This window comes from Edaphobacter sp. FHG110511_03, from assembly GCF_059115365.1.
On the sequence record NZ_JBZYWL010000003.1, the window covers coordinates 509449 to 533643 of the forward strand.

The following is a 24195-nucleotide window of genomic DNA, read 5'->3' on the forward strand; positions in this document are numbered from 1 at the left end:
TTGAGGGTGAGGAGGGGGCCGGTCTAGTGAGATGCGCTGGTTTCCGGTTTTCGATGGTCGACGATCCGGTAGCCTTCGGGGATTTCGAAGAATTTGGGATCGGGCTCGGAGGTTGTGAGCCTGTCGACGGTGAAGACTTGTTTGCCGATGGTGGGGCTATCGACTTTGGAGATGAGATTGATGCCGAGGTGGGGGGAGTACCAGAACTCGCGGGTGCCGACGAGGGGTTGGTCGTTGCCCATGACGCCGGGGTTGAGGGTGGTGGTGTCGCGGTAGCCGGTCACGTCTTCGCCGCTGGTGTTGCTGGTTCCCAGGTCCTCGTGCTGGCGGTAGCCCTTTCCGTCGGGGAGAGGACCGGTGACGCCGAGAGACGGCTTGTAGACCGTGTCAGTACGCATGTTGAAGTTGAGCAGCTCACAGATCCTGGACCGGACGGCGCAGTTGTACCAGGTGTGTTGTATGGGGTCCATGATCTGGAGGATCTCGACCTCCGATTTCTGGGTGCCTCCCTTGGGTACGAGGAACCAGCGCTCCTGGTAGATGCGACCTTTGCCGTCGCGCATGATGGGGCGCTGGTTGGTGAGGGTCATGGTTCCGCTGCCTGCGAGGGAGCGGGACCATTCGGTGATGAGGTTGAGGCTGAAGGGGGCGCCGGTGATGGGCGGGACGGTGATGCTCTCCATTCTGCCGGTGGTTCCTCCGTCGTGGATCACATAGACGTTATCGTTATGCGGCGGAGGGTTCTGGGCGGAAAGGAGGGGTGCCAGGAGGACTGTGGCGAGGAGCATCGCGGACGCAGGGCGCATGAGGGTGGGTCTCCGTGACGGAGACAGTATAGGCGCGATCCAAGATAGTTCTTTTGAATTTTTCTGCTTGCCGGGTGTGGGGTCTATTTGACGATGGCGTTATAGCCGTCTGCGCTGAGGCGCTGCTTCATGACGTCAGCGTCCTTGCGGGTGGGGAATGGGCCCAGCTGAACGTGGAGGAGCTTGTCCTGAGGCTCGTGACGGACGGCTACGGTGTAGCCGCGGCGCTTGAGGGCGTTGACGAGGATGTCGGCGTCTTCCTGATGGGAGACAGCTGCGATCTGGACGAGTGCAGGAGCGCCTGGGGCTGCGGAATGCGCGGTGGCGGGGACGGCCGGGGCCTTGACGGCTACGATCGCTGGCTTGAGCTGCGACGGAGTGGGTGGGGTGGCAACGGTGCGCTCGAGATGCGCCTGAGGGGCTGGGGTTGCGGCGATGCGGGCAGGAGGCGTGGACTCAGCTTTTTCGGATTGCGAGGCTTCTGCGGCGGCGTCGGCGGGGGTGAGGTCCTCGGATTGGCTGGCGAGGGCGGGGGACGGCTTGGTGTCGCCGGAGGTCTTGAGGGGGGCGGTCTCGTTGGTTTCAGCGGCGGTCGCAGAAGCCATTGCGGAGCGGTGGCCCATGCTGTAGCCGAAGCCGAAGAAGACGGCGCAGATGATGGCGAGCAGGAAGAAGATGCCGAGGAGTGTGGAGGGGCTGAGGGAAAGCTCGCGGGCGTTGGAGTCGAGGTCTTCGTCTTCGAGATAGCGGGAGTTCACGATGGGGTTCCTTGAGTTGGGCAGGAGCCGTCGTGATGGCGCCTACTCGATGGGGTCGGCTGGCGAATTTCTCGCGGGCGGTGGGACGGGAGCCTGCGAAGCGCCGGTTCCGCCTTGATGCCCGAAGAGGATCTTCGTAGCGTCCGCGGTCTGGACTGTTTTATTCAACAGGTTCATCAGCTCCATGGGAAGCGGAAAAACGATGGTCGTATTCTTCTCGACACCTATCTCGGTAAGCGTTTGGAGATAACGGAGTTGCAGGGTCATGGGCTGGGTGGCCATGAGGGCGGCGGCATCGACGAGCTTCTGGGCGGCGTTGAATTCGCCCTCGGCGTGGATGATCTTGGCGCGGCGCTCGCGCTCGGCCTCGGCCTGCTTGGCCATGGCGCGGAGCATGGTCTCGGGCATGTCGACCTGCTTGACCTCGACGGAGACGACTTTGACGCCGAAGGGGGCGGTGTGGCCGTCGAGGATGGTCTGGATGCGCTGGTTGAGGCGGTCGCGGTGGGCGAGGAGCTCGTCGAGCTCGACCTCGCCGAGGACGGAGCGGAGGGTGGTTTGGGAGAACTGCGAGGTCTGGTAGATGTAGTTGGCGACCTCGATGACGGCCTTGGTGGGATCGATGACGCGGAGGGTGATGACGGCGTTGACCTTGAGGGTGACGTTGTCACGGGTGATGATGTCCTGCGGGGGGACCTCCATGGCCTCCTGACGGAGGGAGACGCGGACGATCTGGTCGAGGGGGCGGAAGACGAGGATGACGCCGGGGCCCTTTGAGGGCGAGATACGACCGAGGCGGAAGACGACGGCGCGCTCGTACTCCTTGAGGATTTTGATGGAGCTGATGAGGTAAAGGGCAACGATGACAATGAGAAGGAGAATGGGTGTATCGATCACGGAAACCTCGTTTGGACCGCCGGATGTGATTGTACGCGGTTTGTTTCGGTGGGATTGGGTATGGCTGTTCGTGGAAGCGATGGCGGGTTACCCCAGGGGCTGAGGCTGCGGCGAAGAATGGGACACCCGATTTCGGTAGAGAGAAGCAGTGTTGAGCCGCGTTAAATTCTGGAGATAGTGAGGGATATCGGGGCCAGAAGGTTGACGAGGGGTGGAGGTGGTCCTAGTGTCTGTAGGTATTGGGACCGAAGCACGTTCAACGAGGAGAGTTTATGGGCGGCGGCGTGGAACAGGTTCGTCTGCAGGAAGCGAAGAGCGGGGCTAAGGCGTGGAAGGAGTGGGGGCCTTACCTGAGCGAGCGGCAGTGGGGGACGGTGAGGGAGGACTACTCTCCCAACGGGGATGCGTGGAACTACTTCACGCACGACCAGGCGCGATCTAGAGCGTACAAGTGGGGTGAGGACGGGATTGCGGGGATCTCGGACGACCACCAGCACCTGTGTTTTGCACTGTCGCTTTGGAATGGGAAGGACCGATTCTGAAGGAGCGGCTGTTCGGATTGACGAACTCCGAGGGCAATCATGGAGAGGACGTCAAGGAGTATTACTTTTATCTCGATTCGACGCCGACGCACTCGTACATGAAGTATCTGTACAAGTATCCGCAGGCGGCGTTTCCGTATAACGACCTGGTGAAGACGAATGCGGGGCGGACGAAGTTCGAGCCGGAATATGAGCTGATTGATACCGGGATCTTCGATGAGGATCGCTACTTCGATGTGTTTGTGGAGTATGCGAAGGCCGATGCGGACGAGATCCTGGTAAGGATTACTGCCGTAAACCGGGGCAAAGAGGCGGCGGTACTTCACATGCTGCCCACGCTGTGGTTTCGCAATGAATGGTGGCAGGAGAAGAATCGGCCGAAGCCAGAGCTTCGCGTAAAGAGCGAAAGGGTGATTGCGGCTGATCATCCGCGGCTGGGGGAGTACTTCCTGCATTGCGATGGCTCAGGGGAGCTGCTGTTCACGGAGAATGAGTCGAACCAGAGGCGATTGTCGGGAGCGGGGAACCCGACGCCGTTTGTGAAGGATGCGTTCCATGAGTACGTGATTCATGGAGCGAAGGATGCGGTGAATCCAGAGCGCACCGGGACTAAGGCGGCTGCGGTCTATGAGATGAATGTCCTGCCGGGTGGCGAGATGGTGGTGAAGCTGAGGCTCTCGCGCAGTGGAGAGATGGTGGCTGGATTCGGGGCCGGTTTCGATGCGGTATTTGCGGACAGGATTAAAGAAGCGGATGAGTTTTACAAGGCAGTGTGTCCTCCGTCGTGCGAGTCCGGAGATCAGACGATTATTCGGCAGGCGCTGGCGGGCATGCTGTGGTCGAAGCAGTTCTATTACTTCGATCTGGACCTCTGGCTGCGGGAGCATGGGTATAGCCCGACGGGACCGGGACGCAGGATGACGTTGCGGAACGCGCCTTGGTTTCACATGCTGAACGCGGATGTAATCTCAATGCCGGACAAGTGGGAGTACCCGTGGTACGCGGCGTGGGATCTCGCGTTCCATACGGCGGCGTTGGCAATGGTGGATGTGGAGTTCGCCAAGGATCAGCTGGAACTGATGATCAGCGAGACGTACCTGCATCCGAATGGGCAGCTTCCGGCCTATGAGTGGAATTTCGGAGATGTGAATCCCCCTGTCCACGCGTGGGCGGTGTCGTATGTATATCTGACGGAGAAGAGCCTGCATGGAGGAGAGGGCGATCTCGAGTTCCTGAAGAGCTGTTTCAGCAAACTGCTGTTGAACTTCACCTGGTGGGTGAACCGGAAGGATCGCTCGGGGCACAACATCTTCGAGGGCGGATTCCTGGGGCTGGACAATATCGGCGTCTTTGACCGGAGCTCTCCAATGCCGGATGGCGGCTACCTGGAGCAGGCGGATGGAACGGCATGGATGGCGATGTTTTCGCAGAGCATGTTGAGCATCGCGCTGGAGCTGGCGGCCCATGATGAAAGCTATGAGGACGTAGCGGTGAAGTTCCTGGATCACTTCCTGTGGATTGCGGGCGCGATGGATCCGCAGGGGGATAGTTCCAACGAGCTATGGGACCATGAGGACGGATTCTTCTATGACGTTCTGTATGACCCGGATGGAACGGGCTGCAGGCTGCGGCTGAAGTCAATGGTGGGCTTGCTCCCGCTGGCGGCGGTCTCGATTCTGCCTGCGGCGCTGGTGGAGAAGTATCCGCGGCTTATGGAGAAGGCGAAGAACTTCTTCGAGCGCAGACCGGAGCTGGCGGCGAACCTGCACGAACCGGATGTTCCTGGAGAGTACGGAAGGTTCATGCTTTCAGTACTGAATCGTGAGAATCTGAAGCGGGTTCTGGAACGAATGCTGGACGAGGAGCAGTTCCTGGGGCCGTATGGGATTCGCTCGATCTCGCGCGAGCATTTGAACCACCCTTATCTCTTTGACCTGGATGGCACACGATACACGGTGCAATATGAGCCTGCGGAGTCGACGACCAGGCTGTTTGGAGGGAACTCCAACTGGCGCGGGCCGGTGTGGATGCCGGTGAATGCGCTGCTGATCCGGTCGTTGCTGTTGTTGTTTCAGTATTACGGGGATTCGTTCAAGGTGGAGTGCCCGAAAGGTTCGGGGGTGGAGAAGAACCTGTTCGAGGTGGCGCGCGAGATCGGCGATCGGCTGGCAAATATCTTCCGCGTGGATGGGACGGGAAGGAGGCCGGTGTACGGGGAGACCGAGAAGTTTCAGACAGATCCGAACTGGAAGGACTACCTGCTGTTCTATGAATATTTTCATGGCGACAATGGCGCCGGCATTGGGGCGAGCCATCAGACCGGATGGACGGGTCTGGTCGCACGTTTTCTGCATTTGTTTGACAGTGTGAAGGCGAGCGATGTTCTGAATGAAGGCACAAAGTCGCTGATATGGGCAAAACCGTTGGCGGCGGCTGAAGGTGTGGTGCCGGGAGAAAAACTCGTTGCGATCAAGTAAGACGGGGTCGCTGCACGCGATGTATATGCCGTAGCGGTCGATTTTCCGGCGGTACGAGACGGATGTAAGAAAGATTGCGCTGGTCGATTTGGTAGCTCTCTGTAAAATGATGAGCAACAGACCCGTGCTTAAGCCGAAATTTACCTTGTGGTAATGCAACCCGCCGCTTTTGTGGCCCTATGGGAGTTCGTAAATGGCACCTGCAAGCTTTGATGGATTGAGGATTCTCTCACTCGAGTCGCGACGGTCCAGCGAGATGACGAAGCTGATCCGGACCTACGGGGGTGAGCCGTTCGTGGTGCCGGCCCTGCGCGAAGTGTCGCTGGAGTCGAACCGGCTGGCGCTGGAGTTTGTCGAGATGTTGATTGCCGGGGAGTTCGACCTGGTGATCTTTCTGACGGGTGTCGGCGTGCGGGCCCTGGTGAATATCGTGGAGGAGGCCGGCAAGCGGGACAAGTTTCTAGAAGCGCTGAAGAAGACCCGCATTGCAGCACGCGGGCCAAAGCCGGTTGCAGCGTTGAAGGAGCTTGGGATTCCGGTTGCGGTGGTGGCGCCAGAGCCGAATACCTGGCGTGAGGTGGTTTCTTCGGTTGAAACGGAGTTTGGAGAGGCTCTTACCGGGTTCCGAATTGCGGTTCAGGAGTACGGCACCTCAAACCCTGACTTGTTAGAGACGCTGACCGAGAAGAGCGCCAGCGTAACCAAGGTTCCGGTGTACCAGTGGGCTCTGCCGGAAGATCTGCGTCCGTTGCGCGAGGCGGTGTTGGGAGTGGCGAGTGGAGGAGTGGACGTGGTGCTGTTTACCACGGCGGCGCAGGTGATCCACTTTTTCCAAGTGGCAGAGCAGATGGATTCCGTGGACGATCTGCGGACGGGACTTCGATCGATTGTCGTGGCTTCGATTGGGCCGACGACGACTGAAGCGCTGAACCAGTATGGAGTTACTCCCGATTTCGAACCGTCGCACCCGAAGATGGGTTTTCTGGTAAACGAGGCGGCGCAACTGGCGGGCAATCTGGTGGAGGAGAAGAAGAACAGCTACACACGCAGCATGAGCACGCGTCAGGCAGGACTTCGTTTGACGGTGTCTCAGACGCCAGGGACGGCGAAGTCGCCCTCGTCGGCCTCGTTCGAGAACCAGCAAGCGATGGCCCCGATCGACTTTCTTCACGAGATCACGAGCCGCATCGCTTCGGCAGATTCCTTCCATAAAGTCCTAGGCAGAATTGTCGATTTTGTGACGACGGTGATTCCGTGCGACTCCTGTTTTATCTATGTGCTGGAGGGCGAGAAGCTGACGCTGCGAGCCTCGAAGAATCCGCACGCGGATGTGGTGGATCACCTGGGCATCAAGATGGGCCAGGGCATCACGGGCTGGGTAGCAGAACATCGCGAGCCGGTTGCGCTGGCCTCGAATGCTTCGGAGGATCCGCGGTTCAAGCCGTTCAAGAATCTTCCAGAGGACCGGTTCGAGGCGATGCTGTCGACGCCGATTCTTTGCGCGAGCAAGGTCGTGGGTGTCATGAACCTGCAACATCGACTTTCCTATCAGCACACTACGAACGAGGTGCGTTTGCTGTCGACGATCGGCTACCTGGTGGGAGCCGAGGTGGAGCGGGCACGCCTTGAGAACGAGAACGCGCAACTGACGGGAAGGCTGGAAGCACGCAAGGCCGTGGAGCGAGCCAAGGGAATTCTGCAACGCGATATGCGGGTGGGCGAAGAAGAGGCTTACCGGATGATGCAGCGGGAGAGCCGGCAGAGAAGAAAGTCCATGCTGGAGATTGCGGAGGCGATTTTGCTTGGCGAAGAGATTCGCAAAGGGCAGATGACCCCAGAGCAAAAGCCCGCTGCCGGAAGTTGATTCATTCTCCGAGCGTGTAGGGAAGTGCGAAGCGCCCGATCTGCAGAATGGGATGATCGGCGGGGGGCCAGATGCGAAAGCTCTCGACACGAGATCCAGTGCCAAGGTGCTGGGCGAGGGCGGTTCCACGGTTGATGCCAGTGGCAGCATCGTAGAAGGTTACGGAGAGCGAATCTTCTTTGCGGGTCCAGCCGATGACGTAAGAACCGGGCGCGAGGGCTACGCCACCGAATGAGATGGGCGACTGTACCAGAAGGAAATGCGAGTACTTGCCATCGGCGGAGTAGCCGGCGGTGATGAGCACAATACCGGCGATCAGCTTTCCGCGCGTGTCGATGATTCCGGAGGCGGTGCGCATCTCGGTTTCGATACGCTCGCGCTCGACGGGAGCTCGTGCAGGCAGAGCGGCCGCCAGTTCTTCGGTGGTGGCAGCTCGCCATGAAGCTTTTGACTGCGCAGTAAGCACGCACGTTGGCGTGAGTGAGAGCGCGAGGACGAAGGCGAGGAGTTTTTGAGCATGCATGGTGGATGCCTGCCTTATTTGAGATGAACGATGCCGCGCTGGAGGGCGACGGTGGCGGCATGCGTGCGATCGCCAACGCCGAGCTTTCCGAGCAGGCTGTTGATATGGGTTTTCACGGTGGCTTCGGAGATGTTGAGATCGGACGCGATCTCTTTGTTGGAACGGCCGGCGACGATGCGCTCGAGCACATCCTGCTCTCGCGCGGTGAGAGCCTGGCTGCTCATTCTTCCGGCGAGCTTATCGGCAATGGCGGGCGAGATGCGCGTTTTGCCAGCATGAACGGCTTTGATGGCGGATGTCAGCTCCTCGACGGTCATGCCCTTGAGAAGGTAGGCACGAGCGCCGGCTTCGAGAGCGCGGAAGATATCTTCATCGCCGTCAAAGGTGGTGAGCACGATGAATCGCGCCGCGGAATCTTCGTTGCGGATGCGGCGAATGGCTTCTACGCCAGACACACCGGGCAGCTGAAGATCCATGAGAGTGATGTCGGGCTTGAGGGTGCGGTAGAGGCTGATGGCCTCGTCGCCATCGGCTGCCTGACCGACGACGGCAATGTCGGGCATGATGTTGAGAAGAGCGACGAGGCCCTGGCGTACGACGTGATGGTCGTCGACAACAAGGATGCGAATTGGTTCAGCCATGGATGCGTTCCTCTTTCTGGCTGGTTAGGGGAATCGTGAGATGGATTTGCGTCCCCTGGTCCGAGGAGCTGACGACGGAGAATTGAGCGGCGATGTGCTGGGCTCGCTCGCGCATGCCCTGAAGTCCGAAGTGTCCCTGGGCGGAGAGCGCCTCCTGCTCGGCGGGAGAGAAGCCTCGGCCGTCGTCGGAGATGTTGAGCACGAGGCGTGTCGGGTCATAGGTAAGGTTTAGGGTAGCGGACGTTGCGTGAGCATGGCGGACGATGTTGGTGAGAGCTTCCTGGGCAATTCGCAGGATTTCGTTCTCCGTGTTTGTGTCGAGCGGGCGATAGGTGCCGCCGATGCGAATCTGAAGTTTGAGGCTTTCGGACCGGAACCGTTCGACGAGCTGGGCGAGGCGTGTGGGCAGCGTGTTTTGCGCAGTGGCGGCGCGTAGATCCCAGATACTGCGACGGGCTTCGGCGATGCCCTCGCGGACGTAAGCGCCGGTCTGTTCGAGCTGCTGGCGCGCGGCGTCGACTTTTTGTTGAGCGAGGAGTTGGGTGGCGAGCTCCAGCTGAACGGAGACTCCGACGAAGCTCTGGGCCAGAGTGTCATGAATCTCGCGGGCCACGCGGTTGCGTTCCTGAAGCACAGCTGTGAACTGTGACTGGAGGCGGCGCAGTCGCAGATAGTAGACGAGATAGATGAGTCCAGCAAGGAGCGCAGCCGCAAGGAGAAGGAACCAGAGGGTGCGGTAAAACGGAGGCCGGATGGAGAAGGCGAGCTCCGCAGAGTGCGGGTTCCAGAGGCCGTCGTTATTGGCTGCCTGAACGAGAAAACGATAGTGGCCGGGAGGAAGGTTGGTGTAATACGCGGTGCGGCGCGAACCGGCTTCGGTCCATTGTTTGTCGAAGCCCTCAAGCAGATAGCGGTAGCGAACGCGGGCGGGAGCGACGAAGCTGAGGCCGGCATATTCAAAGGCCAGACGGCTATGACCGGGTGGGATGGTCACGCCGCTCACCTGGTCGGTGTCGTCGACGGTGAAACGCTCGATCACGACGGGAGGAGGAACTCGATTGAGGAAGAGATGGGCGGGATCGACGATAGCGACGCCTTTGCGAGTGGCGAACCAGAGTTGTCCTTCCGCTGTTTGCCATACCGAAGGATGGCCGATGGCGGAGACCTCTTCCGTGGGCATGCCGTCTGATGTGCCGTAACGGTTGATATGGAGGGTGCAGGCGGGCGAAGCAGCGCAGGCCAACAACTCAACGGAACGCACGCGGAGAATTCCGTGGGCCGTGCCAAGCCAGAGCGAGCCGGTGTTGTCGCCAATGATGGAGTCGATTGTCTGCGGAAGATCGCCGCGATGCAGGGCGATGAAGCGGCCCTCGACGGTGCGAACGGTAAGTCCGTTGCCTCGGGTCCCGATCCAGAGATTGCCTTCGCCATCTGGAAAGAGAGCGGTGATGATGTTTCCGGAGAGGCCATCCTTTGTAGTGAAGGTTCTGATGGACCCGTTGTGAAGCAGCGACAGGCCGTTGAGGGTAGCGATCCAGAGATCGCTTGAGCCGGGGGAACGAACCAATGCGCCGATGAGATCGCTACCGAGGCCATTGTTATGGGTGAGGGTGGCGATCTTGTCTCCGTCGAGATGGGCGAGGCCGCGACGAGTCCCGATCCAGAGCGTGCCGTCCGGGTTGAGAAGCAGGGAGCGAACGAAGTCGTCCGGCAGGCCGTCGGCGGAGGTGATCGACGTTACGCGGTTTCTTTGAACATGGCTGAGCCCATCGGGCGTTCCTACCCAGAGATCTTCCGCGGGTCCAGGTGCGAGAGAGAGGACGATGTCGCTTGGAAGACCTTCGCGGGTTGAGATCGAATGTTTTTTTCCGGAGAGCCAGCGATCAAGGCCGTCCCCGTTGGCTCCGATCCACATGGCGCCGTCGCTGGTCTGCGTGATCGCGGTGACCATGCCGGTGGTGATGTCGGGCAGGGAGTGGAAGTTATGGTGGCGAAGGACGTGAAGGCCGCTGGTTTCGGTGCCGACCCAGAGATCGCCTTCGGCGTCTTCCTGGAGAGAGAGGATGCTATCGGTGCCGAGATCGATCTGAAGACGCGGTTGGGAGAGCGGATCGTCGAGGTGATAGAGCCCCTTGCTGGTGCCAACCCAGAGGTCTCCCCGAGAGCCGGAGAGAAAAGACTGGATCCGTGCGCCATTAAGCGCGGTCGAGCCTAGTGTACGGAGGCTGCCGTTTGCGGTGAACGACAGATCGGTCGTTGTGCGCTGCCAGGAGGTGTGGTCGGGAAGGTATCCGAAGGCGTGAACGGGCTGGTTCGCAGGCGAGAGTTTTTGATAGGCAGGCGCGAGGGTATCTCCGCGATATTGCAACAGGCCGGATGCGGTGGCGATCAGAAGACTATCGCCGGAGAAAGCGATTGCCGTGGGGGTAGAAGGAGTGACGACGGATGAGAAGGTGTTGCCATTGAATCGCGCCAGGCCGGAACCGGTGAGGACGTACAGGGATCCATCCTGGGAGGCGATCGAGAGAACGTCCGGCGAGGGTAGAGCCTGCGCAGTGCTGTAACGGTGAAATGCACCGCCGCTGTAGCGCAAGACGCCATCAGCGGTGCCGATCCAGATCGTGTTGTCCGCGTCGCCCTGCGCGAAACAGGAGATATCGTCGCTGGTGATCGCAGGCGTATTTTCGTGCTGAAAGATCTTGAACTCGATGCCGTTGAAACGAGCGATGCCGCCTTCGGTTGCGATCCACAGATAACCGTCCCTGGATTGGAAGATGGCGTGGATGCTGTTCTGTGGCAGACCATTTTCCGTCGTCCATGATTGATGACCAAGGTTCGAGGGCGTTTGCGCGGAGGCGGAGAAGCTCAGCAGAAAAAGCGACAGCAGGGAGAATGCGCGATGGAGAGAAGACCTCATGTGGAGTGCTGTAGGGATGGTAGTGCGTTTGGCTGCCGGGGTCTTCTAATTTCTGCTGCTATGGCTTCTTCTCGGTCTTGTCGTCATCGCGAAGGGAGTGCAGATAGCTGACGAGATCGTCGGCCTCGCGGGCCTCAAGAATCTGTCCGAAAGAGGGCATCTGCTTTCCACCCTTGAGAATCTGAGAGCGAATCTGCTCCTCGCTGAGGCGACGGCCGACTGCGGTGAGGTCGGGGCCTTTGGTGCCACCCTGGTGCCGGATGGTATGGCATTGCGGGCAGCCATTGTCCGTGAAGGCTTCCGCGCCGCGAGTTCGGGGATCATTGCTCGCGGGTGTGGAGGGCTTTGCGGCCGAGTCCTGTTGGCAGAGCGCCGGTGTGGTGGAGAGAAGAAGCAGCAGGGCTAGGCGGCAAGGGTTCATTGGGCCGGCGTTCCACCCGGTTTCTGCTGTGAGGGTTCAGGCGCGAGATCGGAGTGGGTATGCCAGGGGACGGTCTCGTTGGCGACATCGGTATGGCGGCGCAGGTACTCGAGCGCGTAGGTGCTGGCGGTGGGATCGTCCTTCTGATCGGCAAACATTGCAGCCTCATGGGCAGCTTTATCGTTGATGCCGAGACGGCGATAGACGATGGAGAGAATATAGTGCGCGGCGAGGTCGTCGGGGTCGATGGACTGGAGCGTCTCGTACTCGGTGCGGGCGTCATCGTACTTGTGTTGTTGGTAGTAAGAGAAGCCCAGCTCACGGTGCGCATCGCGGGAGCGAGGGAACTGCTCACTCACTTCGCGAAGGTCGGCGATGGCGGCTTCCAGGTTTCCCTGATTGCGTTCGACGAGAGCGAGGTAGTAGAGAGCGCGCGCATTGTGCGGGTGGAGCTGCAGAGATTTTTCCAGATCTGTGCGCGAGTCGCTATAGCGCTGCCACTGGAAGTTTGCGATGGCGATATTGGTGTAGGCATCGGCGTAGTCGGGGCGAAGCTTCGCCACCTGCTCGAAGGCTCGTACACTTTCGGCGTACTGTTGCGCGTCGAGCATGGCAATACCGTAGTTGTTCCAGCGCATCCATAGGGGATTGTCGGCAGGGTCGGGCTGAGCGGCGGCCGGATTGGCGCCCAGCTGGAAGGTGCGAGTGCGAGAGGCCATGTCGACGACCGGCTGAGGATATTGTTTCTTTTGCATGGCGAAATCAATGAAGCGCTGATCGAAGCGCCGGTAGTTGACTCGGGCGGTGACGGAGATAGGACCCTTCGCATCGGCAGGGATGCGGAACTGATAGCGCACGATCTGCGAACGGCCCGAAGCGATGGTGTTGTTGTAAGCGGCGACACGGGTGTCCCATACCTGGTGAAGATCGTTGATGCCGCCCTTCACATTGACCAGTCGATTGGTGAAGCTGTGTGCGCGGGGATCGAGATCGCCGTTTGCCTGGATGGCGCCAGAGTGAGAGAGGTTCTGGCCCGTAGAATCCTTCGCTTCAAACTCGACCCAGCTCTCGTACATGTCGCGTTGCTCGGGGACGTGACTGTGAGCGATCCCCTTGTTCTGGATGACAACGGATACGGTGACGGTATCGCCCGGTGCGATGGAGAAGGGTTCTGCGCCGAGGGGGGCGGACATACTGCCGCCGTTCTTCTCCAGGCCGAAGAGGTCGATGTTGAAGACGTTGTTGCGCAGAAAGGCCACAGTCTTTTCCATCTGCTCGTCGTAGTTGTAGAACTTCGACATGATGGTGTTGGCGCCGAGCCAGCGATGACTGGCGAACTTGCCTTCCTTGGCTCCGGGATCGGCAAGCGTAAGATCCGTGCGTGCCATGTGGCAGGTCTGGCAGGTGGAGACGGAGTCCTTGGTGTAGAAGGGCAGAGGCGATTGTTTTGCGAAGCTGGACTGCTGCCACTCGTCGTAGAGGAAGATGGCGCGTTGCCACTTGTAGTTGTTGAGCTGTTTTGGAAGCGCGGCTTTGTGGCACGCGGCGCAGAACTCGCTGGTGCGGTAGAAGTCTTTCATCACCGCCTTGGAGTGGCGATCGAGATGGGTGAGAATCTGCTTGTCGGAGACCTCGCCATAGACGGGTTTGTCGTTATCATCGACCAGCACGGCTGGTTGAGCAAGGACGTAGCTTCCGGTACCGCGTGTGTCCGTTTTCTGGATGGAATGACAGACCGAGCAGGTAACGCCGTCTTCATCGAATTTGCGATTTACCGATGAGCCCTTAGTCAGAGCACCGGAGGTCAGAGCGGTTGGATTGTGACAGCCTTCGCAGTGGCGTGTAAATTCGACGCCTTTTTCCTCGGTCAGAAGATTTACGTTGCGGGTGTACCAAGGTGTGCGAAACGAGTTTGCATGGGCGGATTGACGCCATTCGGCATGAGCCTGCTGGTGGCAGCGACCGCAATATTTTGCAGTGGGGAAGGCCTTGGAGTTGATGAATTCTCCGTTGTCCGTCGTGGCAAAGGAGGGGAGGAAGGGTTGTCCGGCTCCGAAGCGATAGTTGTAATGCTCGGCAGTGGATTGAGAGTAAGCCTGTCGCTGCGAGGGTTGCGCGGGATCGTTATCGGCGTACGCCTTTGGGATGCGCGCTCCTACGATGAAGCATGTTGCGCTCGCGGCCAGAAGGGTTCCGATCAGGACGCGGCCGATTCGCCGGGACAGAAAGCTGAGTTTCATTGCGGGCCGATTTTATTGAACTGGAGACTGAGTTGGCTATCCATCAAAAGGTTGAGCGGCTATGGGCGCGTGCCTTTGCCTTCGGTCAAGGTGATGATCTGATCGGGTTTAGGGGAGGGAAATTTTTCGATGATGCCGCTGGGCCAGTGGACCTCGATGGCATCGATCGTGGAGGTTTCTCCCAGGCCGAAGTGGATGCGGGGATCGTGGGTGGAGGCGTAGCTGGCACCGGCGATGACGTCTCCCCGTTGCTTTTTGCTGCCTGCGGTGAGGTAGACGGTGGCGCCTACGGCGTCGCGTGGACTCTTCGGGCCGCCAGCGAGCTTCAACTCGATCCAGTGGTGCTTATCGGACGAAACATTGCGGAGAAGCAGGGGATGACCATCGATGACATTGATGACAGCATCGAGCTTTCCATCGTTGAAGAGATCGCCGATCGCGAGGCCGTGTCCAGCGACGACGCGCGCGAGGCCTGAGCCTTCGACGGGGGGCACGGGATCGAATTTCTTGCCTTCGATGTTACGGAAGAGCAGCGGGCGCTGAGCGTAGGTCGTTCCCCAGGGCATACGGTCGACGAGCGGATAGACGTGGCCGTTGGCGGTGATCAGATCTTTCCAGCCGTCGTTATCGAAGTCGAGGAATGCATCTCCCCATCCGAGGAAGGGAATTGTGGGCTCGGCGAGGCCAAGCTGATAGCTGACGTCGGTGAAGTTGGCATTTCCATCGTTGCGATAAAGCGGGTTGTAGTCATCGGAAAAAGTGGTGTTGTAGAGATCGACAAGGCCTGTGTTGCGGTAGTCGCCGATCGCGATTCCCATCGATGCCGTTTCGCGTCCGCTTTCGTTGAGAGCATAGCCGGAGGCGTAACTGACATCCTCAAAGGTTCCATCTCCCTTGTTGAGGTAGAGATAGTTTGGCGTGGAGTCGTCGGCGACGAGGAGGTCTACCTTGCCGTCGTTGTTGACGTCGACAAAGGCGGAGGCCAAGCCATAGTAGGTGTTTTTGTCGGCCACGCCTGCCTTTTCGCTGACGTCAGTGAAGGTTCCGTCGCCATTGTTGTGAAAGAGATGATCGGATTCGCCCTTCAATCCGCGCGGCCCGCACATAACGTCTTCGCCACGAAACTGGCAGAAGCTGTTGGAAATATTTTTCTTATCGGGAGCAAGAGCCGTGGCGACATCGTAGTGGACATATCCGGGAACGAAGAGATCGAGTTTGCCGTCGCCGTCGTAGTCGCCCCAGGTGGCTCCTGTGGACCAGTTGCCGAGGGTTACACCGGCTTTTTCGGCGACGTCGGTGAAGGTTCCGTCGTGGTTGTTGTGGAAGAGGCGATTCTTGCCGAAGTTGGAGACGTAGATGTCGGGCCAGCCATCGTTATCGTAGTCGGCGATGGCCGCGCCGAAGCCCCAGCGTTCGTTGGTCACGCCAGCTTTTTCGGCAACGTCGGTGAAAGTTCCGTCGTGATTGTTGTGGAAGAGAGCGGCCTTTGGCGCAGGAGTTTTGTCTGCAAGCGCGTCGTAGTTGGATCCGTTGACGAGATAGATGTCGAGCCAGCCATCGTTGTCATAGTCGATCAGGCCGACGCCGGAGCCGTTGGCTTCGAGGATGAAGCGTTTCTCCGGAGTGCCCATGGAATGGGTCCACGCGGCAAGCCCGGACTTCGCGGTGATGTCTTCGAAGATGACGGGGCCGCTTTTGACAAAGCCACCAGCGGTGATAGGGCGATGTTGTTGATCGTAGACGGCTGAATGGGTTCCACCGGTGTTGACGCCACCAGCGGCAGGAGGCTGGCCGCCTTCCTGCGGACGATCTTGTTGAGAACCGGATTGTGCGAGGCAGAGCGCTGGTGTCATGGCGAGCACATTGCAAAGAGCGGCGGTGAGGAAGAACCGAATCATGCTGAATCCTTGTTGGGCGCGTGGAGGCAACGATGCTCCGGGCCGTCAACATATTTACCACGCCATGCGCACGAGATGTAAATCTCGGGTTTTCGATCAGGCCCAGGGAGACGCCACCCGAAGATTTCTGTTTGTTCGCGCGAAATGCCAATTGTGTTTAATGGAACCCTGAATCGGGATTGCAGATATTGGCAGGGAGGCTTTGAGTGAACGTAGGTAAAACGATTGCGGTCTGGGCGTTGATTTTTGTGGCAGCGGTGGGCTTTGTCGAGGCCAGGGCGCAGGAACAAAAGCCGGATCTGGTGCTGCAGGGAACCATTGTCGAGACACAGCGTGAGACGTATGTCGAGGTTCCGTTTACGGTGCCGGCAGGAGTAGTGCGAGTAAGCGTGGAGTTCAGCTATACAGGACACGAGAAGAAGGCGACGCTCGATCTTGGGTTGCTGGACAATGAAAGATTTCGCGGATGGAGCGGAGGAAACAAGAGCGCATTCACGGTTTCGGAGACGGATGCGACTCCATCGTACCTGCCGGGGCCGGTGAAGCCGGGGGTCTGGAAGCTGCTGCTTGGCGTGCCGAGTATGCCGGCGGGAGTGCAATCCAGGTATACCGCGAAGGTTTATTTCGGACGTGAGGGGCAGAGGATTGGAGCATCGACGTTTGGTGCGACGGCGGTTCCCGAGCCGGTGCGCGAGGGGCCGGGATGGTTTCGTGGTGATCTGCACATGCACGACGCGCACAGCGATGGAAGCTGCACGAGCGAGGCGGGGAAGAAAGTTCCTTGCCCTCTATTCAAGACTGTAGAGGCGGCGCAACCGCGGGGGCTGGACTTCATCGCGGTCACGGATCACAACACGGTCTCCCACTTCAATGAGGTGCGAGAGCTGGCTCCTTACTTCGACAAGATGCTGCTGATTCCGGGACGGGAGATTACGACATTCGACGGGCATGCGAATGTGTTTGGCACGACGGAGTTCATTGATTTCCGGCTGACGAGCAAGTCTGTGCCTACTTTCAACGATCTGCTTAATGAGGTGGAGAAGAAGCACGCACTGATCTCGATCAATCATCCGGGATTGCCGACGGGGGCGGCGTGCATGGGTTGCGGCTGGTCGGTGAAGGATACGGATTTCAGCAGGGTGCATGTGATTGAGGCGATCAATGGAGGGTTTGTGGATGGACCGCTGTCGGGGATTCCGTTCTGGCAGAAGCGGCTGAATGACGGATTTCGCGTGACCGCAATCGGCGGAAGCGACAACCATAATGCTTCGTATGCTCCAGAGCATGAATCGGCAATCGGGAAGCCGACAACGGTCGTCTATGCAGCAAATCTTTCAGAAGGCGCATTGCTGGAGGCGATTCGGGCGGGACATGTGTTTGTGGATGCGCAGGGGTCGCGGGATCGTGTGATCGAATTTATGGGGACTTCTGGAACGCAGACCGCGAGGATGGGAGACGCGATGAAAGCTCCTGCGGGATCGCGGGTGCACTTCGCTTTGACGATGGAAAACCTGGTGGGAGCGCGGGCCGAGGTGGTTCGGGATGGTGTGGCTCGCGGGCTCGGGGACGCGGTGCGGAATGCGAAGGAGACGCGGGAGTTTGATGAGGCCTCCGACGGCGGGAGGCACTGGATTCGGGTGAATGTGCGAGGAGAGGATGGTAAGTTGCTGGTGCTAGGGAATCCGGTGTATCTGAATTTCTAGATGGGTTTGATTTTCGCTACGCGAAAGTTGGCCATCTTAGCGAAGATGAGACCGTCGCTAAGATGGGCCCCGGTTTTTCGGGATCGCTTCCATCCCACGATCTCAGAAACCTTTGTCGCGGAAGAGATAGATAAGCTCGATAACGAGGATGATGACGACGGCGGATTCGAGGAAGAAGGCCCTGCTCTGGTTGAACTGATCGACCATGAAGCGGTAGAGGTCTTCGGCGGTGTTGATCTTCTGGTTGACGAGATCTTTGTAATCAGGGACGCCGACTTTCGCTGCGGCGAGGCGGTAGAGACGCGCGGCGAACATGTCGCTGAGGAACTTGATGGCGTTGTCGGCGTGCTCGGTTAGTTCCATGACCTCGATCAGGACGGTATGGAGGCGCCTGGCGGAGCCTGCGCGACGCCAGCCGGAGAAGACGCCGGAACGCTGCTCGAAGGAGTCGTAGACGGTATCGAGAACACGGGTGAGTAGATCGTCGTAATGGCGGAACTCGAGGAGCTGGGAGTTGGCATATTCGAGTAGCTGAATGGCTGCTTCAGCACCTGCGGGAGTGTCGTAGAGAAAGGCGGCATTCCAACCGATGACAGCGAGGTCCGTGGGGTAATAGGAGATGCTGGACTGCAGGACTTCGTGACACTCCTGCGTGGCTAGCGGCAGGGTATCGCCGCGGACGACCTGGGCGATACGGGGGCCGTGGGCAGCGATGAGGTCGGCTGCGTTGGGAGAGCCGGTAGCTTCGCGGACCTGGACGATGAGGTAGTCCTCGGAGAGCCATTCCGCGTATGGCTTGATGAGTGCAGGGGCGGCAGTCTGAAGGCGCCGGCGGACCAAGGCGGAGGCATGGGCGGCGAAGTCGATCTCCCAGGCCCAGCGGCTGGCGAGGGCGATCAAGGTCTCCCAGGGGCCAGAGAATGGGAGATGGAGAACGACACTAACGACACCATAGTCGTAGTACTTGATCTCTCCGAAAAGCCGTTCGCCTGTATCGAGGACCAGAGGCTCGGTGGGCTCGACGACCGGTGGCCGCTTGTAGCGCACGTAGCCTGGTGCGGGGTGTTTGAGGGCGGGTTGCTGGACGGTGGGGGCGCTGAGAAGCTCGCGGAGCCGGTCGAGACGGATCTCCTCAGAGACATCGAACTGCAAAAGGATGTGAACGGAGCCCGAGAGAGCAAAGGGTTGAGGCACGAATTGGATTTGATCCAGCATTCTGTGAAGGATAGCGCCGCCCACGGGGACGAGAAAGAGGCTGGGTTATTCGACGAGCGTGTTGAAACCAACCCAAGGTTGAAACCGAATTGCGGAACACCTGTTCCCGTCGCCTATCGCTGCTTACGAAAGTGTTTTGCCGGCCGATGGCCACGGATCAGGCCATTTTCTTGGTTCAATTCTTTTTCAAAATCAGTGTGTGCGGTTATTTTTATAAATTGTTAATTATTTTCAAAAAACTCTTGACATGGGTTCTAATCGGCAAAGATCATTCGGTTTCGAAAGGTAACCAGCATGATTTCGATGACGCCGAGGCTTAGAGCACTCGTGTTTTGCCTGTTGGGGATGGTCCTAACACCATTTTTGAATGCGCAGATATCCAGGGGTACTTTGAATGGCCGCGTGACGGACGCAGATGGAGCGGTTGTGCCGGGAGCCAATCTAGTTGTGATGGAGACATCTACCGGGGCAAAATCCGTTGCGGTTCCGAATGGGGATGGCAATTACACGATTCCGTTTCTCGCGCCCGGAACGTATCAGCTCACGGTGACGTCAGCGGGCTTTAAAAGCTCGGTCCACAACGACATTATTGTTGGAGCGAACGAGCATGTTGCCGTGGATGTCGTGTTGACGATCGGCGGCCGCAACGAGGTGGTTTCGGTTGCGGCGGACAACACGATGCTCGAGACGACGATTGCCTCTACGGGGCAGGTTCTGGACAAAGAAGATATCGAAAACATGCCGGTCAATGGACGTACTCCCATGATCCTCGCACAGTTGACCTACGGGGCGCTCTCTACCGGCAACCCGCAGTTCAACCACCCTTTTGACAACAGCGGCCCGTCGAGCATCGCTCTTGGAGGCGGGGCTTCCAAGCAGAACGAGATTCTGATCGATGGTGCTCCGGACGGCGGTGCGGATGGCACGCTGGCCTTCAGTCCCCCGATGGATGCCATGCAGGAGGTGAAGGCCGAGACCTTTCAGGCCGATGCCGCGTACGGACACAGCAGCGGCGGAACCATCAATCACATCACGCGCTCTGGAACGAACCAGTATCACGGCTCGCTGTATGAGTATCTGCAGGTCTCCGCGCTGAACGACACGCCCTACTTCAACAAGCATGTGGCGGGAACGCCTATTCGCAAGTCGGTGACGCGGTTTAACCAGTGGGGCGGCACGATTGGAATGCCGCTCTCTATCCCGCATCTCTACAACGCCCACGACAAGCTCTTTCTATTCTTTGCGTATGAGGGAATCTCCGATAATACGCCTTCGCCCAGCATCATCACGGTCCCGACGGAGGCGGAGCGCAAGGGGGATTTTTCAGCGCTTCTGTCTCAGGGAATCGTGATCTATGATCCGGCGACCGGCGTCAAGGATGGAAACAGGGTCAAGCGCCAGCCGTTTCCGAACAACGTTATTCCGGCCTCGCGTCTGAACCAGGTAGGGCTCAACCTGGCGAGTTACTTTGCCGCGCCAAACATTCCAGCAGGCAAGCCGGACGGTGAGCTGAACTATTTCTTTCCCGGCAACAGCACCGACACCTTCGACAGCGAGATGGGGCGCATCGATGCGAACATCAGCACCAAAGACAAGATGTTCTTCGCCTTCCGTCACAACAATCGCTATCACGCTTCGAATAACGCCTTCAATAACATCGCTACTGGAAGCGTCCTGATTCAGCCCAACTGGGGCTCGACGCTGGATTACGTTCACACCTTCAGCGCAAATACTTTATGGGACAACCGGTTCAACTGGTCTCGGAACACGGAGTCCCGTCCTCTTGCTGTGTCCTACGATTTTTCTCAACTCGGATTTCCCCCAGCCCTCGCACGGGCTTCAACGGCACTCGGATTTCCTGTGACCAGTGGAACCAAGTTCGTCGACTTTGGCTATTCGAAGGGTGACTACATCCCTTATGACAACTTTCAATACTTCACGATGTTGAGCCACACTGTCGGAAAACATAGCCTCTCTGTCGGCGGCGACCTGCGGTTGGAGAGGGAATACAGCTTCCGGTACGGGAATTCTGCGGGCCTTTATCAGTTTGGATTGAACGGTGGGCAGGGTTGGACCAATGGTCCGAACGACAACTCCGGCGCCGCCGTGATTGGGCAGGAACTGGCTTCGATGCTTCTCGGTCTGCCTACCGGGGGAAGCTTCGACATCAATGGAAAGCAGATCTCGCAGGCGAAGTACTTCGCTCTGTATCTGCAGGACAACTATCGGATCGCGGCCAAGCTGACTTTGAATTTGGGCTTGCGTTACGAGCGCGACCTTCCGACGACGGAGCGCCACAACGCGGCGGTTAATGGCTTTGACGCCTCGGCAACGAATCCCATCAACACACAGGCGCAGACGAATTTCGCTGCGAACCCGGTTGCCGGAGTTAACTTTCCGTCTACACTCACTGGCGGCCTTACCTATGCCAGTGCAGACGATCGGGCACTCTACCAGACGAGTTCGACCAACTTCAGCCCGCGCATCGGCTTTGCCTACACTCCTGTGCAGACCATGTCGATCCGTGGAGGCTTCGGCATCTTCAACGACAGTGTGGGGCGCACCGATCCGATTGCCACTGGTTTCAACCAGACGACACAGCTGCAAGCCTCGCTGGATGGATATCTCACACCGAACGGTACGCTCTCGAACCCTTTTCCATCAGGCCTGGTCGCGCCTCCAGGAAGCGCCCAGGGGCTTGCCACGAATCTGGGACAGGCCGTCAGCTTTTATCCTCACAGGCTGTTGAACGATTATGCCGAGCGGTGGGATCTGGACCTGCAGCAGCAGCTACCGGGAGGAATTCTCTTCGAGATGGGCTATGTCGGACAGCGTGGCGTGCATGTTGGGGTTAGCCGCAATATCAACTATGTTCCGAGGGAGTATCTGAATGTGGGGCAGTATCGTGACCCGGCGGTGTATGCCAATCTGACTGCGAATGTCGCCAATCCTTTCCGCGGTATTGCCGGCTCTTCCATGAACGGATCGACCACTACGCGGCAGCAGTTGCTCCTTCCCTATCCAGAGTTCACCACTGTGACGATGAGCAGCTATCCTGCCGGTGCGTCTTACTTCAATGCTTTTGAAGCTCGCCTGGAAAAGCGCATGTCGCATGGTGTCCGCTTTCTCGCGAACTATGAATGGTCCAAACGGCTGGAGCGTGTCGCTTATCTGAACCCGCAGGACATAGCCCCGGAAAAGCGCATAGCAGCTGACGACCGCCCGCAGCATCTGGTGGTCTCCGGTACCTGGGAGCTTCCCTTCGGTCGTGGACGCCGTTATACGGTCGGTGTTCCGGTGGCAAGGTATCTAGCAAGCGGGTGGAATGTTACAAGCATCTTCACCTATCAGCCCAAGGGCGCGCCGCTGGCCTGGGGAGATGTGATCTACAAGGGGACCAACCTGAATGATCTCCAGGTCGATCCTCACGCACCCGATGGTGCGTTCGACGTAACCCAGTTCGATCGCGTGACCGGCAATCAGCCGGTTACCGGGACTCACATTCGCACGCTTCCCACACAGGTCACCAATGCGCGGCAGGATGGGATCGTTACGCTTGATATGTCGGCGATCAAAAACAACCGCATCACCGACAGGGTCCAGGCGCAGCTTCGGGCTGATTTCTTCAATGCTCTCAACCATCCGAATTTTTCGGCTCCGAATCTGACGCCGACCAGCGCGGCATTTGGGACCATTACCTCGCAGGCCAATCTTCCGCGGACGATTCAACTGGGATTGAGGCTAACTTTTTGAGGGGGTATTTCTGGATCAGCGCCAGCGGAATTCAGGTTACAACGATGAGTATTTATATGGACGTCGGGGATGGTTAGCCGGCACCCAAGACCCCGGCCTTCATCCTTGACTAAGTCGTTTGATACCAGATATTTTCGAGGCCGTGCCAATTTGCGAGTGTTCGGCCGAGATGCGTCGATTGGAGCGGCGTGGCTTTTGGGAAAAGAAAGTCTTCTGTCGTCTTGGGTTCTTTCCTTGGGAGTGCTCCATTTGTAGAGTGCGTCGCCTCTTCCGAGATCGAGGCCGAAGTTTAGGTCAATGAACACCTATATTGTGTTGGGTCTTCATACCCTGCGAGTATGGAATCGTGAAATGGCGGAAGGCCAGAATGAAATTAAAAATCCTTGCAGCCGGTCTCCTGTTCCTGCCAATAGTCGTCGTCAGCCAAGATGGGGCCGCGCATGGCGCAACAGAGTCAACGGAATCTAAATGTGTCCTCGCGACAGCCAGGAACGGACAGACGCTAACAGTGAAGGGAGGAGCCAGAAGTACGGCACACGACCTGATATTTGATATACCCGGCTGTGGTGATACTGTGCTGCTTACGTTCGCTGGCGAAGAAGGCAGCGGTCTGAGCATCTCCGAGCTACGCCAAGACAAGGAGCTGAAGCGCTTTAAGAAGTACACAAACTCGGTCTACGAAAGCAAAGGGTCGAACATCTGTATGGCGTGCGCCAAGTATGGCGACGTTGAGGCAGAGCTGACCGGCAAATTGGATATTGCGCAGATGCCTTCAGGTTCAACCAAGGACCTACTTGGTTTTATCCGTGATGTATCGGGGAAAATTATCGGTAAGTTTGGCTGGGGACACCCTGTTCCCTTCGCCTCCTATCGGCTTGTCATACAGTCTGTGACCGATGTGAAAGCCAAAAAACTATCCAACCCCGTTTGAGGGTGGGGGTGGGTCAGGTCTTGAAACAACCACTAATAAAAGCCCTTTGCCGCTCAAAAATTCCCACACTAGAGCAAAAGGCTGTTCGCGAGAGACGATTAAAGGCACTTTCCTCGCGTTTAGTGGATTGTTCGGGTTGAGACGTTTTGAAGGTATTGCCGTTCGCGGATGAACTGCTCGAATCGCTCTTCCATGTTTTCTCCACACAGGGATGCAAATTGTGAGATAAATCACGTAAGTCATTGAATGGTCGGGGCGAGAGGATTCGAACCTCCGACCCCCTGCTCCCGAAGCAGGTGCGCTACCAGGCTGCGCTACGCCCCGACTCTGTGTGGCGATAATTGGCCGGAGAGGGGTGCGTTCCGCGAAACTCAGGAGTCGGGCGAAGTTCGGGATCGCCACGGGCTTGCCTGTTGGAGCGCTGTTTCCGACTGGTTTAGTTTACCAGACTTTAGCGTTGGGTTGCGGGAGGGGGGAGAGGCTTCTATAGTTAAAGGGATGGTTCTGTTTACCCAGCGCGGCTGTTGTTGTTGCCGGATGCTCCTGTGTCCGTGCGTGCGCTGTTGTCGGTAGACGCGACCGCTATTCCTTCCCTCTTTTACAACGAAC

General features: G+C 58.4%; 16 protein-coding genes and 1 tRNA gene. 6 read left to right on the forward strand and 11 right to left on the reverse strand.

Annotation, left to right across the window (positions count from 1 at the left end; genetic code table 11):
- Positions 1 to 23: 23 nt before the first annotated feature.
- The 3 genes from AC5S26_RS15565 to AC5S26_RS15575 all read right to left on the reverse strand — a co-directional run bounded on the left by AC5S26_RS15565 (position 24) and on the right by AC5S26_RS15575 (position 2461).
- Positions 24 to 806 (reverse strand): hypothetical protein, encoded by a 783-nt coding sequence (locus AC5S26_RS15565; RefSeq protein WP_494185822.1) that lies wholly within the window; start codon positions 804 to 806, stop codon positions 24 to 26.
- A gap of 83 nt (positions 807 to 889) precedes the next feature.
- Positions 890 to 1564, reverse strand: a complete 675-nt coding sequence (locus AC5S26_RS15570) for an SPOR domain-containing protein (protein WP_494185823.1) — start codon at positions 1562 to 1564, stop codon at positions 890 to 892.
- 42 nt (positions 1565 to 1606) lie between these two features.
- Entirely contained in the window at positions 1607 to 2461 is an 855-nt protein-coding gene (locus tag AC5S26_RS15575; protein ID WP_494185824.1) for a slipin family protein, read from the reverse strand.
- A 272-nt stretch (positions 2462 to 2733) separates the two neighbouring features.
- On the opposite strand from AC5S26_RS15575, the gene AC5S26_RS15580 reads away from it, so the two are divergent.
- The 3 genes from AC5S26_RS15580 (at position 2734) to AC5S26_RS15590 (ending at position 7344) form a co-directional block, all read left to right on the forward strand.
- Complete coding sequence (locus AC5S26_RS15580) at positions 2734 to 3003, forward strand: hypothetical protein (RefSeq protein WP_494185825.1); 270 nt, start codon at positions 2734 to 2736, stop codon at positions 3001 to 3003.
- A 17-nt stretch (positions 3004 to 3020) separates the two neighbouring features.
- A complete protein-coding gene (locus AC5S26_RS15585) occupies positions 3021 to 5480 on the forward strand; it encodes an MGH1-like glycoside hydrolase domain-containing protein (protein ID WP_494185826.1) in 2460 nt (819 codons plus the stop codon).
- A 193-nt stretch (positions 5481 to 5673) separates the two neighbouring features.
- A complete protein-coding gene (locus AC5S26_RS15590; RefSeq protein ID WP_494185827.1) occupies positions 5674 to 7344 on the forward strand; it encodes a uroporphyrinogen-III synthase in 1671 nt (556 codons plus the stop codon).
- Position 7345: 1 nt separating this feature from the next.
- On the opposite strand, the gene AC5S26_RS15595 is transcribed toward AC5S26_RS15590, so the two are convergent.
- Genes AC5S26_RS15595 through AC5S26_RS15620 form a run of 6 tightly spaced genes read right to left on the reverse strand, consistent with a single transcriptional unit; the run spans position 7346 to position 15984 of the window.
- A complete protein-coding gene (locus AC5S26_RS15595) occupies positions 7346 to 7867 on the reverse strand; it encodes a hypothetical protein (RefSeq protein ID WP_494185828.1) in 522 nt (173 codons plus the stop codon).
- Positions 7868 to 7881: 14 nt separating this feature from the next.
- Complete coding sequence (locus tag AC5S26_RS15600; protein WP_494185829.1) at positions 7882 to 8508, reverse strand: response regulator; 627 nt, start codon at positions 8506 to 8508, stop codon at positions 7882 to 7884.
- Positions 8501 to 11425: a sensor histidine kinase gene (locus AC5S26_RS15605; protein WP_494185830.1), complete on the reverse strand. Its 2925-nt coding sequence runs from the start codon at positions 11423 to 11425 to the stop codon at positions 8501 to 8503. The genes AC5S26_RS15600 and AC5S26_RS15605 overlap by 8 nt, the downstream gene beginning before the upstream one ends.
- 58 nt (positions 11426 to 11483) lie before the next feature.
- On the reverse strand, positions 11484 to 11846 hold the full coding sequence (locus tag AC5S26_RS15610; RefSeq protein ID WP_494185831.1) for a c-type cytochrome: 363 nt from the start codon (positions 11844 to 11846) through the stop codon (positions 11484 to 11486).
- On the reverse strand, positions 11843 to 14086 hold the full coding sequence (locus AC5S26_RS15615) for a tetratricopeptide repeat protein (protein ID WP_494185832.1): 2244 nt from the start codon (positions 14084 to 14086) through the stop codon (positions 11843 to 11845). The genes AC5S26_RS15610 and AC5S26_RS15615 overlap by 4 nt, the downstream gene beginning before the upstream one ends.
- A gap of 59 nt (positions 14087 to 14145) precedes the next feature.
- Entirely contained in the window at positions 14146 to 15984 is a 1839-nt protein-coding gene (locus tag AC5S26_RS15620) for a CRTAC1 family protein (RefSeq protein WP_494185833.1), read from the reverse strand.
- Between the two features lie 206 nt (positions 15985 to 16190).
- Between AC5S26_RS15620 and AC5S26_RS15625 the strand changes: the two genes are divergently transcribed.
- Positions 16191 to 17687, forward strand: a complete 1497-nt coding sequence (locus AC5S26_RS15625; protein ID WP_494185834.1) for a CehA/McbA family metallohydrolase — start codon at positions 16191 to 16193, stop codon at positions 17685 to 17687.
- Positions 17688 to 17789: 102 nt separating this feature from the next.
- On the opposite strand, the gene AC5S26_RS15630 is transcribed toward AC5S26_RS15625, so the two are convergent.
- Positions 17790 to 18881 (reverse strand): hypothetical protein, encoded by a 1092-nt coding sequence (locus AC5S26_RS15630; protein ID WP_494185835.1) that lies wholly within the window; start codon positions 18879 to 18881, stop codon positions 17790 to 17792.
- Positions 18882 to 19247: 366 nt separating this feature from the next.
- On the opposite strand from AC5S26_RS15630, the gene AC5S26_RS15635 reads away from it, so the two are divergent.
- Together AC5S26_RS15635 and AC5S26_RS15640 are read left to right on the forward strand one after the other, a co-directional pair.
- Positions 19248 to 22655 (forward strand): carboxypeptidase-like regulatory domain-containing protein, encoded by a 3408-nt coding sequence (locus AC5S26_RS15635; protein WP_494186123.1) that lies wholly within the window; start codon positions 19248 to 19250, stop codon positions 22653 to 22655.
- A gap of 367 nt (positions 22656 to 23022) precedes the next feature.
- Positions 23023 to 23586 carry a hypothetical protein gene (locus tag AC5S26_RS15640; RefSeq protein WP_494185836.1) on the forward strand — a complete coding sequence of 188 codons (564 nt, stop codon included), beginning with the start codon at positions 23023 to 23025 and terminating at the stop codon, positions 23584 to 23586.
- A 247-nt stretch (positions 23587 to 23833) separates the two neighbouring features.
- Here AC5S26_RS15640 and AC5S26_RS15645 read toward each other — a convergent pair.
- A tRNA-Pro gene (locus tag AC5S26_RS15645) sits at positions 23834 to 23910 on the reverse strand.
- Positions 23911 to 24195 lie beyond the last annotated feature (285 nt).

Excerpts from the sequence above, each read along its gene's own strand:
- AC5S26_RS15565 (WP_494185822.1), bottom strand. The coding sequence starts at position 806 with ATGCGCCCTGCGTCCGCGATGCTCCTCGCCACAGTCCTCCTGGCACCC.
- AC5S26_RS15580 (WP_494185825.1), top strand. The coding sequence starts at position 2,734 with ATGGGCGGCGGCGTGGAACAGGTTCGTCTGCAGGAAGCGAAGAGCGGG.
- AC5S26_RS15590 (WP_494185827.1), top strand. The coding sequence starts at position 5,674 with ATGGCACCTGCAAGCTTTGATGGATTGAGGATTCTCTCACTCGAGTCG.
- AC5S26_RS15595 (WP_494185828.1), bottom strand. The coding sequence starts at position 7,867 with ATGCATGCTCAAAAACTCCTCGCCTTCGTCCTCGCGCTCTCACTCACG.
- AC5S26_RS15600 (WP_494185829.1), bottom strand. The coding sequence starts at position 8,508 with ATGGCTGAACCAATTCGCATCCTTGTTGTCGACGACCATCACGTCGTA.
- AC5S26_RS15605 (WP_494185830.1), bottom strand. The coding sequence starts at position 11,425 with ATGAGGTCTTCTCTCCATCGCGCATTCTCCCTGCTGTCGCTTTTTCTG.
- AC5S26_RS15610 (WP_494185831.1), bottom strand. The coding sequence starts at position 11,846 with ATGAACCCTTGCCGCCTAGCCCTGCTGCTTCTTCTCTCCACCACACCG.
- AC5S26_RS15615 (WP_494185832.1), bottom strand. The coding sequence starts at position 14,086 with ATGAAACTCAGCTTTCTGTCCCGGCGAATCGGCCGCGTCCTGATCGGA.
- AC5S26_RS15620 (WP_494185833.1), bottom strand. The coding sequence starts at position 15,984 with ATGATTCGGTTCTTCCTCACCGCCGCTCTTTGCAATGTGCTCGCCATG.
- AC5S26_RS15635 (WP_494186123.1), top strand. The coding sequence starts at position 19,248 with ATGGTCCTAACACCATTTTTGAATGCGCAGATATCCAGGGGTACTTTG.
- AC5S26_RS15640 (WP_494185836.1), top strand. The coding sequence starts at position 23,023 with ATGAAATTAAAAATCCTTGCAGCCGGTCTCCTGTTCCTGCCAATAGTC.